The following is a 13,315-nucleotide window of genomic DNA, read 5'->3' as shown; positions in this document are numbered from 1 at the left end:
TTAGTTAATCAACTTTCGGTAATATTTCCTCACCAAACCACTCTGTAAGTAAGCGCTTTTCGTAATTAAATGGCTCATCTCGGCCCATTTTAATTTTATCCATAAAGCCCATATCTTTGAGCTTTACATCACTTGCTGCACTTATTACCTCACCTTTATCATTGGTAAGTGAATAATTAAGTTTGAGTTGCGGAAAATAAATAGGCTTAACCACCCTGATTTCATTTATACCGCCATAGCGTACATCGCCAGCTAAATCGACATCAGTAATCTCTAGGCTAAGTTTGTAGTCTTTTGGCAATTGCTCTGCAAGTTTAGCAACATGCTCTTCAATACTGCTCGCTATATGCTTATGGTACGAAGCTTTACCTTGATTGGATTCGCGTACATCACGATAGTCTTTAAAATCATGCCATTTAATAGCCGACTCACCCGCATGGGCAAGTGCTGGTAGTGCAAAGCACATTAACATTGCGATTTTGTTTACTGGATTCATATCACTCTCCAAAAAGGTGCGCCGAATATTACATTATTGCAATTAGGGCATGCTCAGTATTAACTAACACCTAAATAACTGAGTTCATTTTAACAGCTGTTTATTAACTATAACTATAACTATAACTTAATCTTATGACATAAGTGTTATTTAAAGCGTTCGAAATGTAATCAAATATGTAAATCTAGCTTTTTTAAAATAACAGCGTATTTAAAGCAGATAATGCATGTAAAATATCGCAATTTATGGTGCAATCAACATTATTGATAAAAGGTATCCACGGAGCATTCATGACTATTTTAGTAACCGGTGGCGCAGGCTATATTGGCTCGCACACTGTTTTAGAACTTTTACAACAAAACAGTAATGTTGTTGTTATTGATAATTTAAGCAACTCATCATCAGAGTCACTTACGCGCGTTAAAAAAATTACCGGTAAAGAAGTAACTTTTTACCAAGGTGATATTCTCGATAAAGCATTTTTAGACTCAGTATTTGCTAAGCATACTATTGATAGCGTAATTCACTTTGCTGGCTTAAAAGCGGTGGGTGAGTCGGTTGTAAAACCAATTGAGTACTATCAAAATAACGTACAAGGTACATTAACACTAGTTGATGCGATGCGCGATGCGGGTGTATTTAAGTTAGTATTTAGCTCATCTGCAACCGTTTATGGCGACCCAGCAAGCTTACCTATTAAAGAAGACTTTCCTGTTGGTGGCACCACCAACCCTTATGGCACATCAAAGTTAATGGTTGAAATGATGTTGCAAGATATCGCAAAATCAGACGAGCGCTTTGCCTTTGCTATTTTGCGTTACTTTAATCCAGTAGGCGCGCATGAATCGGGGTTAATTGGCGAAGATCCGAACGGGATCCCTAATAATTTATTACCGTATATTTCACAAGTTGCCGTGGGCAAGCTCAAGCAACTAGCCGTATTTGGCGATGATTACGACACAGTAGATGGCACCGGCGTGCGCGACTACATTCACGTAGTCGACTTAGCTTTAGGACATTTAAAAGCGCTGAATAAAATTGCCACAAACACCGGTGCATTGGTTTATAACCTAGGTACAGGCAACGGTTATTCAGTACTGCAAATGGTGAATGCCTTTATTAAGGCCAGTGGGCAAGCAGTACCATATCAAGTGTCACCACGTCGTCCAGGCGATATAGCCGCTTGTTACGCAGCTCCTGAAAAAGCCCTGAATGAACTAGACTGGCAAGCGATGCGCGGTATCGATACTATGATGCAAGACACCTGGCGCTGGCAGTCAAATAACCCAAATGGGTATAAGTAGAAAACCATATACCTATAATCAATATGTCCCTATTTTTATAGGGGCATGTTAATTATGATTGGAGTAAGTCATTTATTTAATTCAATAAAGATATACGTGTTCAAATTTAAGCTCAGAGTTTAAGGTTTAGAGTTTAACCTAGAACCTAGCCCTGATTTACTTCCTAGTACGATTATTATTTTTACCAATTTTGCATTTCGACTATACGCGATTGCGTTCGTGCATATTCAAAGCTTAGTTTTTTACCTTGATACAAGGTGTCTATATCAGCCTGTGCATTTATAACCAGTAACTTATGGCAGTCATAAAACTCATCGACCAAAGCAATAAAACGTCGTGCTTCATCATCAAAAAAGTGCTCGTCTAGAGTTTGTTTTTCACGCTGGTAGCTGTCCTCTATACCGTGCACTATTACTTTACCGGTTGCTCCTACACCCATTTTTGGCACGTTTGCCACATATAACACAGAAAATTGCTGAGCTAAAAACATGTAATCGTTAGCACTTCGTGGGCCAGAGCACAACGCCATAAAATCAATCATTAAGGCATTTGCTGTTTTTAATAAATAAGGCAGCGCTCTACCGTGTACCGTGATATTGCCACAGTGCGATGCTTGCGGGTACTGCGTTAAAAATTTAGCTTTAAAGTCATTACTGGGTAAATTAATAAAGTAATGACTACTATTTTTACCATAACGAAAACGATGATCCTCCTCTCCCGCTACATTAACTATCTCGCAATAATTATTAATTAAATCTATGGTAGGTAAAAATCGTGCTCGCTGCAGGCCATTGTAATAAAGCTGCTCTGGTTTTGCGTTTGAAGTGGCCACCAACACTACACCTTGTTTAAATAATGCATCAAACAGCCGGGCCATAATCATAGCGTCGCCAATATCGCTAACAAAAAACTCATCAAAACATAGCACCCGAATATTTTTGGCCCAATTTTTAGCTATAATTATTAACGGATCTTTTTGCCCTTGTAACTGCCCTAACTGCTGGTGTACCTGCGCTATAAAGTGATGAAAATGCAGCCGCTGCTTTTTACTTATAGCAACATTGTTATAAAATAAATCCATTAGCATGGATTTACCACGCCCTACCGGCCCATACAAATACACACCTTTTATGAGTGGCGACTTTTGCCACCAGCTGTAGTGTATTTGTAATTGTTCACTAAGCGAATTAAGTGCCTGTACGGCATTATTTTGCGCAGCATCGAAGCTAAGATCGCCCGATGCAACCTTAGCTTGGTAAAGGCTTATTATTTGTGTGTCCTGCACTGTCATGGTATTTCACTATCCGTTATAATCGCGTCCATTGTAGCCGACTCAAAATGTGAACCCCAATGAAATTCCCTTGCCGCCTAGATAAATTTATTAGTCATTTAGCAGAGCTGCCACGCTCAAAAGCCAGAGCCAGCATTAAACGCCAAGCCGCACTCGTCAATGGTGAAGTGGTCACTGCTTTCGATTTTCAAATTAAGCAGCAAGACGAAGTCGTTTTTCAAGGTGAACAACTCGTATTTTTAGGTAAACGCTACTTCATGTTAAACAAACCCGTTGGTTATGTAAGTGCCAATAGTGATGAGCTACACAAAACGGTATTCGATTTAATTGACGAGCCAAATATGAGCGACTTTCACGTAGCAGGCCGCCTCGATATTGACACCACTGGCTTAGTTATCTTAACCAACGATGGCGACTGGTCGCATAAAATAACGTCTCCTAAAAACAATAAATTTAAAACCTACTTAGTAGAAACCCAAGAGCCCATTACTGACGAATCGTTAGAGGCACTGCGCGAAGGGGTACAATTACATAACGAAAAAGCTCTAACCCGCCCGGCAAAAGCAGAGCGCCTCGCTAATTACGGCTTACGTTTATCTATTTGTGAAGGTAAATACCACCAAGTTAAGCGCATGTTAGCCGCTGTAGACAACAAAGTGGTTGAATTGCACCGCGAACAAATTGGCAATATTAAACTAGACGAAAACCTAGCAGCGGGTGAATATCGCTTGTTAACAGCCGAAGAAATTAAACTGTAAAGAATTTTTTAGGCTTCAATCAAGTATTAATAACGAAAGATAAGGCAGCCTAAAAACACAGCACTTTTAACACAGATAACGAGCATAACAGAGCTTCGAGACTCTAATTTATTAAAAGGATATAACAGTGAAAGTATTAACCGTATTTGGCACCCGCCCAGAAGCGATAAAAATGGCGCCGCTAGTACATGCATTAACTAACGATAGTCGCTTTGAAGCTAAAGTTTGTGTAACGGCGCAGCATCGTGAAATGCTAGACCAAGTACTTGAGCTGTTTAAAATAACCCCTGACTACGATTTGAACCTGATGAAAGCGGGCCAAACATTACCAGAAGTAACCAGTCGTATTCTGCTAGAGTTAACGCCCGTACTTAAAGAGTTTAAGCCAGATGTAGTGCTTGTTCATGGCGATACAGCGACTACTTTTGCAGCAAGTCTGGCGGCTTATTATGAGCAAATCGCAGTAGGTCATGTCGAAGCAGGCTTGCGTACAGGTAATATTTACTCACCCTGGCCAGAAGAAGGTAATCGTAAATTAACCGGCTCACTTACAAAGTACCATTTAGCACCCACCGAAAATTCAAAAGCTAACTTATTAAAAGAAAACTACGCGGCTGAAAACATATCTGTAACGGGTAACACAGTAATTGATGCGTTATTAATGGTTAAACAACAAATTGAAAATGATGCAGAATTAAGCAATACACTCGCATCGCAATTCCCAATGCTTGATGAAAATAAAAAGCTTATATTGGTTACAGGCCATCGCCGTGAAAGTTTTGGTGGTGGGTTTGAGCGAATTTGCGAAGCATTAGCGCAAACCGCAAAAACTCATCCAAATACGCAAATACTTTATCCCGTGCATTTAAACCCGAATGTACAAGAGCCGGTAAAGCGCATTTTAAAAGATGTTGATAACGTACATTTAATAGAGCCACAACAATACCTGCCATTTGTATACTTGATGAATCGTGCTCATATTATTTTAACTGACTCTGGTGGCATTCAAGAAGAAGCACCAAGTTTAGGTAAGCCTGTATTAGTTATGCGTGATACCACAGAGCGCCCAGAGGCAGTTGAAGCAGGTACAGTGAAATTAGTTGGTACCGATGTAGCTAAGATCACCGCAGCATTAAATGAGTTGTTAACTGATGATGCTGCATATAAAACAATGAGTCGCGCTCACAACCCTTATGGTGACGGCAATGCATGCCAACGTATATGTGATATTTTAGCGCGTTAAAAGTTCATGGCACTAGGTTCTAGGCAATTTATAACGACGAGGCCTAATTGTAAATGCGTGCTTGGCTAATTAATTACTGAAACCTGAAACCTAATACCAGCTCTTAATTTTTAAGACTTTATTTGCACTAAATCAAAGCTCACCATACCTGGTACTATGGCTTGTAGGCGAGATTCAGTCACATCAAGGGCGTTTAAACATTCGCAGTATTCTGCAGCTTTTAGTTCGAGTTGGCGGGCTTTTTCTTGGAGTGATTTATCTATTTCTGATGAAATAATATCCATGCGTTGGCTCATGTCGTTCATTCGATCTTCAATATTACCTTCGCGCGATTTAAATGCATCGCCTAACGACATTAAAATAGCCCCGAGGGAGCCATGCACTGCCGAGTGAATTTTTTTGCTAATATCTTTAGTGAAAAAGTCGTCTATTTTGGAAAGTGATTGCGGCGCAATAAAGAAAAAGTCATCGCCGCGTTTAAACTTATCCATTAGCGCACGTTCAACGTACTGCAATTGCGTTTTAAGCACTTCTGATTCTTTATCTGTCATGCCTTCAACAACATGCTCAATTGCACTGAGCCCTAAATTAACGCCATCGGTGGCTAAGTTAACGAGCTCAGGAACAGTTTGACGAATACCGCTGCTAAACTGCTCAAGGACTTTACTTTCGTCATCACTTAAGTCAATCCAATAGCCACGGATAAACAATTGGTTATTATTATTAATTTGTACGCGGGTTTGGCCCTTATCAACAATGCGAATAATATCATCAGTAATGATTAAACCGTGACGAAGCTCTACATCACACTGCTTTTGCGCAAATACGTTATTGCTTAAAAGTGCTACAGACAACGCCAATATCGAACGAGATAAAAACGCCATAAACACCTCAAAATAGCCACAACAGAAGGCCGGTAGATTAACAAAAAAACAACTTTATGCAAGCAAAAGTAACACAATAACAAAGACAGCTCTGCGTATTGAACCTATGCAATGAGTAATACAAAAAACACCGCGTTTAAATTAAGCACGGTGTTTTTTAATTTCTTAGTTAAAAGCCTCCTGCTGCTTTATTGCTAAAAGCGATCCTTTTAAATTGGCGAACCTGGCGGGATTGGTAATGCTTTAAAGTTATCTGGCCAGCTACCTGTGGTTAAAAACAGGTTAACTTGTTCAGCTAAATATTGTTTAAACGCGCTTTCACCTATACTGGTGTTGCTTAGTAGTGAATTTTGTTCAAAGTCATCTTTTAGCTTAGTTAAATAGTAACGCAGTTGTGCTTGTACTTCTGGACTTACGTTATCGCTGGCCACTAAATCAGCCATTGTTTTAGCACTTAAAAATTGCACTCGCTGAGTGATCTTTGCCACCATGTTATTGGATGGCAATGCCAAAAAAACCTGCTTATAAAGCTGTAAAAGTAACTCATCTAAACTATAAAAATCATCACTGCGTGCTTGTTGTTGCGCAAGGCGATTTAAACGCTGTGCATTTAGTAATAACGATAAGCTATGCTGCACGGCAACTTCAGGTAGGGCCATAGCATCAAGGGTTAAACCGGTGCGCCCCACTATACTTTCACGCGTTCTAGACTCACCATACGCTTTAGGTGGAATAAGTGCGAGTATTGACTCTGGCAACACTAAATTACGGCCCTCAAGAGTGGTTAAAATAGCTTTAACCGCTTGTTGTTGCGCTTGCTTAGCAACCACTTGCGCGCCTTTTACAGGTTTATCACCGCGTACTTCGTACTCGTAATTTACTCCAGCAATTAATTTAGCCACCGCCTCTACTTGATAACGGTGAAATAAATACAAGGGCACCAGTTTTTCTTCTAATTGCGATAACGCCTCTCCCGTTTTTATATTATGAATACCAAATTGTGCGAGTGCTTGCTTACGCACTTCTAGTACTCTTAATAGCTCTTCGCTTGGTGCTGCGCCGTTATCCCACAAATGAGCCGTAGGATGCGCACCACCGGCAGCGCGTGCGTCGCTATCAGATATAAACTCGAGCCCTTTAGTGTTGTTTTCTTTTAAAATAGCCGCCAATGCTGCTGCTTCGTTTTGATTAGTAAAGTCGCTGTAGCCGTATTTAATAACTTGTGTATCCCACACGCCCATACCCGTAGCATAACCGCGTGACACATCAAGCTTGCCTTGTTCATCAAAGCTAAGCAGCGGATGCGGATAATCCATTACCGAGGCTCTATCGCCCACTGAAGCGGCAAAGTTATGAGAAACCCCCAAGGTATGCCCAATTTCGTGAGCACTTAACTGCCTAATACGATCAAGCGCCATGGCTTGTAGAGTTTTTGCTATTTCATTGCCGTTTAAGTAAGGCGCAGCCAGCGCTTCTGCAATTAAAATATCTTGGCGTACGCGCAGTGAACCAAGCGTTACATGCCCTTTTATTATTTCGCCGGTGCGCGGATCAATTACCGAACTGCCATACGACCAACCACGAGTAGCACGATGCACCCACTGCACTACGTTGTAGCGAATATCCATAGGATCAGCGTTTGTTGGTAGTACTTTTATTATAAATGCATTTTTATAACCCGCTGCACTAAACGCTTCATCCCACCACTGTGCACCTTCAAGCAATGCACTTTTTACCGGCTCCGGCACCCCAGGATCAAGGTAATAAACAATCGGCTCAATAGGCTCGCTAATAGGTAAACTCGGATCTTTTTTAGTTAACCGATGGCGCGGTATATATCGCACATACATAGACTCACCAAGTGCTGCAGCATAGTTTTTATGCTCAATACTCCAAAAACCCGATTGTGGATGGAAGTTGCGCGGGGTGTAGTTATCGTCTGGTAATTTAATTAGTGAATGGTGCATATGCACCGTTAACGAATAAGCGTCAGGGCTTATTTCACGCACAAACTTACCCGGTTGAGTACCGGCAAAGGTCAGCACAGCTTCAAGCTCTGTATTATTAATAAATGCTTTAGAGCGACTCATATAAACTGCACTACGCGATTCGTCTAGATTAAAGTTACCTTGTTTAGTCGCTGCCAGGGTACGATTTACACCGTGTACATCACTAAGTAAATACGGAGTGTAATCGATTAATAGCGCCCGCTTATTTTGCGCAACCACTTTAAAGCCCGCTAATATACTTGATGCAAACGCTTCATTAATACTTTGCTGCTCGGCTTTATTACTGGTATTTGCGCGATAGTAAGTATTTACAGCACGTAGCATTACTTTGTCGCCAAAGCGCTCAAATTGCACTAAGTGTGTATTACCAAGCTGCCCTCTATCGAGCCCTATATCGTTAGAGCCCAAGCCATTTGGCAAGCTTTGCTGTAGCAAAAATTGCTGCTCTAGTTTATCTACTTTTAAATAAACCTTGCCGTTTTCTGTATCGTAAAAAAATGAAAAATATCCCGGAAAATGATTCATCTTTCCAGTAAATTCATCAATAGACTTAATTGCTGCGTGCGCTTGAGTTATCATAGTGAGCAACACAGTAAAGAGAATGTAACCTAGTAGTTTTATTTTTTGCATAATCTTATCTTTGTTATTGGCGTTTTAAGTACGATTAGGTAACCCCATTATAGGGGGGAATTTAAACAATACAGTTATTTAAGACGAATTTCAGCGCTCCAAACTAATCCCTCTCACATTATGATTAGTTTAATCACGTTATCAGGAAAATAGAATGCGTAGACTTCCTCCAGTATTACTTGAAGATGGTTGCCCAAGAGAATTAATCTCTTTGATCAGAACTATTTTAGCCGCATGTAAAGAAATTTCATTTCGTGTTGGCCAAGGCGAATTATCGGGTGTATTAGGCTCAACACTTGACGAGAATATTCAAGGCGAAACTCAAAAGAAGCTTGATGTTTTAACCAACCAACTGCTTAAAGATATATTATTGGAATCGGGCTACGTAAAAGCCATCGCCTCTGAAGAAGAAGACTACACAGTTGCTGGTAATCCTGATGCAGAATATATTGTAGCGTTTGACCCACTTGATGGCTCATCAAACACCGACATAAACTCGTTAGTAGGTACTATTTTTTCAGTAATGAAAGCGCCTGAAGGCGCAGATCCTACTGACCAAAGTATTTTTATGCAACCGGGTATTAATCAAGTAGCGGCAGGTTATGTATTGTATGGCCCATCGACTATATTGGCGCTAACGACAGGTAAAGGCACCCGCTTTTTCACCCTAGATAAAACGCACGGCACCTTTTTATTAACTCAAGATTTTGCAAAAATACCAGCAGATACCAATGAATATGCTATTAATGCGTCAAACCAACGCCATTGGCAACCGGCTATGCAAAACTACATTAACGACCTTGTAGGTGGCGACACTGGCCCACGCGCTCGAAACTTTAATATGCGCTGGATTGCTGCAATGGTAGGCGATGTACACCGCGTATTAAGCCGTGGCGGGTTATTTACCTACCCAACCGATACCAAAAACCCAAGCCAGCCAAATAAGCTTCGTCTGCTTTACGAAGCAAACCCTATGGCCATGCTAGTAGAGCAAGCTGGCGGGATTGCGTCAACTGGCACCGAGCGTATTATGGAGATACAGCCTAATGCCATTCACCAGCGCGTAGCTGTAATTTTAGGCTCAAAAAACGAAGTAGAAACCTGCTTGGGATATCATAAGTAATAAATAGAAATACAAGGTTTTAGGTATCAGATTTTAGGCGAGAATTAAGCCAGCGCGGTGTTTAAGTTAACCGTAGATACAAGGCGGGGCTTTATGCCGCGCTTATTAAATTTATAAAATGCGCGAGGTAAACTCCCGCCTACGGTTCGGTATTTTATCAACACCTGAGATCTCGTACCTTTAATACTTGACTAAAAATCAGCCACGCTTTTACTCTTGTAAAAGCGTGGCTAATTTGGCGAGCTTTTCATAATTAAGCTCGCCCATTTGCTCACTGTTACTAAGTGCATAAATAACGCCCTCACATTCAGCGCAATCAATATCATCTCGCGCTTCAATCACATTCGCCCACAGTTCCAAATCATCAAGTGCTATTTCATTGTGTAAACAACGCTCAAACACATTTAGCATGATTGACGTACTTAGGGTAAATAATGGCTGTTTTGCTGCTGCCGCAGATACAATAACAGCAATAGCCTCGTCTTTTTCTGAGCCGAAGGTAATAAACTGCGCTAATGCTTTTTGTATATCCATAATATTGTTATTCTGCGCTCACCGTGATTTAAAAGTAAAATAATGACCCAAATTAACTGCCCCCAATGTAATGCTGCTCTTACCTGTAATGTGACTGACATATCAGCATGTTGGTGCAACGAGTTACCCGCTATTTTACCGTTAGATCTTAACGCTACAAGCTGTTTATGCCGTAACTGTACGCTGGCTAAAATAAACACTTACTTACAAAGCCTTTACTCGCAGCCGATTAAAATACAACTCGCGTTTGCTAAGCAATTTAAAAATAATGGAGAGCTGATTGAAGGGCTCGATTACACTATGCAAAACAGCTATATGGTATTTAGTAAGTGGTTTTTTTTAAAGCGTGGCACATGCTGTAAAAATGGCTGCAAAAATTGCCCGTATAAGTAATAGCAGGTGTTAGATTTTGATACGACCTCGATAAAGTAGATACGAGGTTTAAGTTTTGGGTAGCTGGTTGGGGTTTTATACCTCGCTTTTTTTAATTAAAAAGCACGAAATAAATTCGCATCTACAGGTTTGGTGTTTGTCGTTAGCGGAGTTTTTCAAGTTAGTCGTCGCATCTACGAAAGAGCAGTGTTCAGCTAAAAAGCTAAACTAATTTAGTGTTTAATTAATGCCTGATCTCTTCTCATTTACGCTCATTATCTTCTCCTTGTGCAAAAAGTGTTTAAGTGAAATATTCACAAAGAGCATAAGAGACGCTGCGCTTTAGAGGAGTAATTAGTTATGGCTAAGGGCTATGAGTTAAGGCAACGAGCAATATGGTGTAATCTATTGCTTTTGTTTGCTCATTGGCTTCTCATTGTGCAAGTAGGCTTTATATTTTTAAGCGATATTAGATGAATGCGAAGTGAATTTGCACGCAGGGCCGGTATTTAGGTTTAGCGCGGTGTTTGTTACAGGATCGTTTTTACTAATAACTCACCGCGGCTTTATCTACTCTTTATTTTCTTCCCCATTCACTCCATGAACCGTCGTAAACACTTAAGTTAGCGTAACCGCACTCATCAGCAAATAACGCTAATATGCAGGCGGTTATACCCGCGCCACATGTAAATTGTAGTTTTTCTGCATTACCGACTAGGGCTTTAAATTGCTGCTGTATTTCGCTAAGTGACTTAGCCTCACCACTGCACAATAATTCGCTATAAGGTAATGAAAGGCTATTAGGAATATGGCCGCTGCGCATATCAGCACGGGGTTCAGGGTCTTCGCCTGTAAAGCGTTTATGTGCACGCGCATCGAGTAATACTATGGCCGGATCATCAATTGCGTTTTGTACCTGTTGCTTATTAATAAAATAACCCGCTTTATAACGTGCAAAAAAATTACCATTATGTTTTGCCTTGCTATAGCCTTGCTGTACCGGGTAGCCACTCTCAAGCCATTTACTTAGCCCACCACTGAGCACTTTTACATTATCAAAGCCCATAGATTTTAGCATCCACCATGCCCTAGCTGCGCTAAACAAGCCCTCATCTTCATAAATAACAATGTACGAATCGTGGTTAACGCCTGCCTTTTGCATTACTTGAGTAAATTGCGTTTCGCTACGCAAAGTATTAGGTAATGGGTTAGAGCGATCTGCTAGTTCATTTTTAATATCAAAGCGCTGCGCGTTAGGCAGCATAGCTATTGGAGAGTACTCCCCAATAAAGGATGCGCGCAACATCCCTGCATCAAGAATAACGAGTTTAGCTTGCTCTAAACGCGCATATAACCATTGTGTGCTGACTATATTTTTCATTTTTTACCAAATTTGAAGGCATGCAATAACTATATTTTGTTAAAGTCTGCTTATAAATAAAATTTAGGCTGGTTACAAATTAGAAAAATGCTAAAATAGCTGCTTTGATATTTCTAAATAGAGTAAAAATTATGTCAATCCCTTTTTACATTATCAACATGCAAGGCTGTGAAGAGCGTTGGGAAGCAACTCAAAAGCAACTAACCAACTTGCATTTAACGGCTGAACGCTTTGAAGCTACCATTGGCAAAAATCTTAGTGAGCAAGAGATCCTCAACTGGTATTGCCCGAAAAAAAATAAAAAACGCTACAACCGCGATCTGACATTGGGTGAAATTGGATGCTATGTTAGCCATATGCGTATTTGGCAAAAAATAGTTGATGAAAATATATCTTTTTGTGTCGTATTAGAAGATGATCTCTCCATTAAGGCTTCACTTAAAGATGTTGTTGATGTAGCGATTAAATTAAATAATTGGGATTTAATAAAGCTATCAAATGACCGAAACTTTCCATTTATAGACAGTGCTATATTAGAAAATAATCTAACAGTAGGCAACTATAAAAAAGCCCCTAACGGTACTCAAGGCTACATCATTACATTAAGCGGCGCTAAAAAGCTACTGCAAAGAAAGCCATTTTTTAGACCTGTAGATGTCGATATACAATTTCACACAGAAGTAGGGCTAAATATGATTGGCATAAAACCCTACCCAATTGCCGAAGATCGAAGTTTTATTAGTGAAATATCAACTATGAATGGCGGTAAACACTCTAACCACAGTACATTCATCAGAAATTTAATCCACAGATCGAGTATTTATAGGCAAAGACAGTATAAAACAGCAGATCTTTCTAGCATTATTGGTAAATAATAAAAGCGCCATCTCATTTTTCGCAATGTTCGATTACATTTTAATAATATTGCTCCGTAACAGCGCCATTTTCGATATTATTTTATTTTGTACCGGATGGGGTATACTTTGCTCGTCCATCGCATTAATTAGCAGATCGACTACATGATTAAAATCTTTTTCATTAATATTCATGCCGGTATGAATAGCAACCATAGAGTCGCCTTTATACTCACACGGGCCGTTTGTTAGCGCGCATAAGTGGCTTATAAAGCCTTGGCGAAAATGAGTAATGTTACTGTGCTCAAAATAGTGAAACACTTGCCTGTCATTACCTATTTGATAAATAAAGCTATCCACTAGGGGCTGTTGATCTTTGTAGTACATATATCAATCAGCCCACATTGGTAGCCACATCATAGTAAATGCTAAAGCG

12 protein-coding genes and 1 pseudogene are annotated in these 13,315 nt (G+C 40.1%); 6 read left to right on the top strand and 7 right to left on the bottom strand.

Translation table 11 applies throughout. The features are described 5' to 3' along the window. Positions 1–4: 4 nt before the first annotated feature. A complete protein-coding gene (locus AAEZ18_RS15895) occupies positions 5–496 on the bottom strand; it encodes a DUF3016 domain-containing protein (protein ID WP_089367751.1) in 492 nt (163 codons plus the stop codon). Between the two features lie 290 nt (positions 497–786). On the opposite strand from AAEZ18_RS15895, the gene galE reads away from it, so the two are divergent. After that, the gene (galE, locus tag AAEZ18_RS15890; RefSeq protein ID WP_089367750.1) at positions 787–1,800 is read left to right on the top strand and encodes a UDP-glucose 4-epimerase GalE; all 1,014 of its coding nucleotides are present in this window, start codon (positions 787–789) and stop codon (positions 1,798–1,800) included. Positions 1,801–1,981: 181 nt separating this feature from the next. Here the strand turns inward: galE and zapE are convergent, their stop codons facing one another. After that, positions 1,982–3,091, bottom strand: a complete 1,110-nt coding sequence (gene zapE / locus AAEZ18_RS15885) for a cell division protein ZapE (protein ID WP_089367749.1) — start codon at positions 3,089–3,091, stop codon at positions 1,982–1,984. A 59-nt stretch (positions 3,092–3,150) separates the two neighbouring features. Between zapE and rsuA the strand changes: the two genes are divergently transcribed. Beyond that, the gene (rsuA, locus tag AAEZ18_RS15880) at positions 3,151–3,849 is read left to right on the top strand and encodes a 16S rRNA pseudouridine(516) synthase RsuA (protein WP_089367748.1); all 699 of its coding nucleotides are present in this window, start codon (positions 3,151–3,153) and stop codon (positions 3,847–3,849) included. 127 nt (positions 3,850–3,976) lie between these two features. Beyond that, on the top strand, positions 3,977–5,092 hold the full coding sequence (gene wecB / locus AAEZ18_RS15875; RefSeq protein ID WP_089367747.1) for a non-hydrolyzing UDP-N-acetylglucosamine 2-epimerase: 1,116 nt from the start codon (positions 3,977–3,979) through the stop codon (positions 5,090–5,092). Positions 5,093–5,202: 110 nt separating this feature from the next. Here wecB and AAEZ18_RS15870 read toward each other — a convergent pair whose 3' ends face one another. Continuing rightward, positions 5,203–5,976 carry a YggN family protein gene (locus AAEZ18_RS15870; protein ID WP_089367746.1) on the bottom strand — a complete coding sequence of 258 codons (774 nt, stop codon included), beginning with the start codon at positions 5,974–5,976 and terminating at the stop codon, positions 5,203–5,205. Between the two features lie 209 nt (positions 5,977–6,185). Beyond that, positions 6,186–8,615 carry a zinc-dependent metalloprotease gene (locus AAEZ18_RS15865; RefSeq protein WP_350595162.1) on the bottom strand — a complete coding sequence of 810 codons (2,430 nt, stop codon included), beginning with the start codon at positions 8,613–8,615 and terminating at the stop codon, positions 6,186–6,188. Positions 8,616–8,769: 154 nt separating this feature from the next. Between AAEZ18_RS15865 and AAEZ18_RS15860 the strand changes: the two genes are divergently transcribed. Next, positions 8,770–9,738, top strand: coding sequence for a class 1 fructose-bisphosphatase (locus AAEZ18_RS15860; protein WP_089367744.1), 969 nt, complete (start codon positions 8,770–8,772; stop codon positions 9,736–9,738). A gap of 210 nt (positions 9,739–9,948) precedes the next feature. Here AAEZ18_RS15860 and AAEZ18_RS15855 read toward each other — a convergent pair whose 3' ends face one another. Continuing rightward, complete coding sequence (locus tag AAEZ18_RS15855) at positions 9,949–10,272, bottom strand: hypothetical protein (protein ID WP_089367743.1); 324 nt, start codon at positions 10,270–10,272, stop codon at positions 9,949–9,951. A 42-nt stretch (positions 10,273–10,314) separates the two neighbouring features. Here AAEZ18_RS15855 and AAEZ18_RS15850 point away from each other — a divergent pair, with 42 nt between their 5' ends. Beyond that, on the top strand, positions 10,315–10,665 hold the full coding sequence (locus AAEZ18_RS15850) for a cysteine-rich CWC family protein (protein WP_089367742.1): 351 nt from the start codon (positions 10,315–10,317) through the stop codon (positions 10,663–10,665). A 556-nt stretch (positions 10,666–11,221) separates the two neighbouring features. Here the strand turns inward: AAEZ18_RS15850 and AAEZ18_RS15845 are convergent. Further along, positions 11,222–12,025 carry a sulfurtransferase gene (locus tag AAEZ18_RS15845; RefSeq protein WP_089367741.1) on the bottom strand — a complete coding sequence of 268 codons (804 nt, stop codon included), beginning with the start codon at positions 12,023–12,025 and terminating at the stop codon, positions 11,222–11,224. 131 nt (positions 12,026–12,156) lie between these two features. On the opposite strand from AAEZ18_RS15845, the gene AAEZ18_RS15840 reads away from it, so the two are divergent. After that, positions 12,157–12,900, top strand: coding sequence for a glycosyltransferase family 25 protein (locus AAEZ18_RS15840; RefSeq protein ID WP_089367740.1), 744 nt, complete (start codon positions 12,157–12,159; stop codon positions 12,898–12,900). 33 nt (positions 12,901–12,933) lie between these two features. On the opposite strand, the pseudogene AAEZ18_RS15835 reads toward AAEZ18_RS15840, so the two are convergent. Further along, a pseudogene (locus tag AAEZ18_RS15835) lies at positions 12,934–13,248 on the bottom strand (group I truncated hemoglobin); the annotation flags it as partial. Between the last annotated feature and the right edge of the window lie 67 nt (positions 13,249–13,315).

Origin of the sequence: Pseudoalteromonas sp. 19-MNA-CIBAN-0066 (assembly GCF_040308705.1) — a bacterium.
GTDB classification, from domain to species: Bacteria; Pseudomonadota; Gammaproteobacteria; order Enterobacterales; family Alteromonadaceae; genus Pseudoalteromonas; species Pseudoalteromonas nigrifaciens.
The sequence above is the reverse complement of the archived record's forward strand: the minus strand, read 5'-3'. Positions and strand labels throughout refer to the sequence as shown.

Excerpts from the sequence above, each read along its gene's own strand:
- AAEZ18_RS15895 (WP_089367751.1), bottom strand. The coding sequence starts at position 496 with ATGAATCCAGTAAACAAAATCGCAATGTTAATGTGCTTTGCACTACCA.
- galE (WP_089367750.1), top strand. The coding sequence starts at position 787 with ATGACTATTTTAGTAACCGGTGGCGCAGGCTATATTGGCTCGCACACT.
- zapE (WP_089367749.1), bottom strand. The coding sequence starts at position 3,091 with ATGACAGTGCAGGACACACAAATAATAAGCCTTTACCAAGCTAAGGTT.
- rsuA (WP_089367748.1), top strand. The coding sequence starts at position 3,151 with ATGAAATTCCCTTGCCGCCTAGATAAATTTATTAGTCATTTAGCAGAG.
- AAEZ18_RS15870 (WP_089367746.1), bottom strand. The coding sequence starts at position 5,976 with ATGGCGTTTTTATCTCGTTCGATATTGGCGTTGTCTGTAGCACTTTTA.
- AAEZ18_RS15865 (WP_350595162.1), bottom strand. The coding sequence starts at position 8,615 with ATGCAAAAAATAAAACTACTAGGTTACATTCTCTTTACTGTGTTGCTC.
- AAEZ18_RS15860 (WP_089367744.1), top strand. The coding sequence starts at position 8,770 with ATGCGTAGACTTCCTCCAGTATTACTTGAAGATGGTTGCCCAAGAGAA.
- AAEZ18_RS15855 (WP_089367743.1), bottom strand. The coding sequence starts at position 10,272 with ATGGATATACAAAAAGCATTAGCGCAGTTTATTACCTTCGGCTCAGAA.
- AAEZ18_RS15850 (WP_089367742.1), top strand. The coding sequence starts at position 10,315 with ATGACCCAAATTAACTGCCCCCAATGTAATGCTGCTCTTACCTGTAAT.
- AAEZ18_RS15845 (WP_089367741.1), bottom strand. The coding sequence starts at position 12,025 with ATGAAAAATATAGTCAGCACACAATGGTTATATGCGCGTTTAGAGCAA.
- AAEZ18_RS15840 (WP_089367740.1), top strand. The coding sequence starts at position 12,157 with ATGTCAATCCCTTTTTACATTATCAACATGCAAGGCTGTGAAGAGCGT.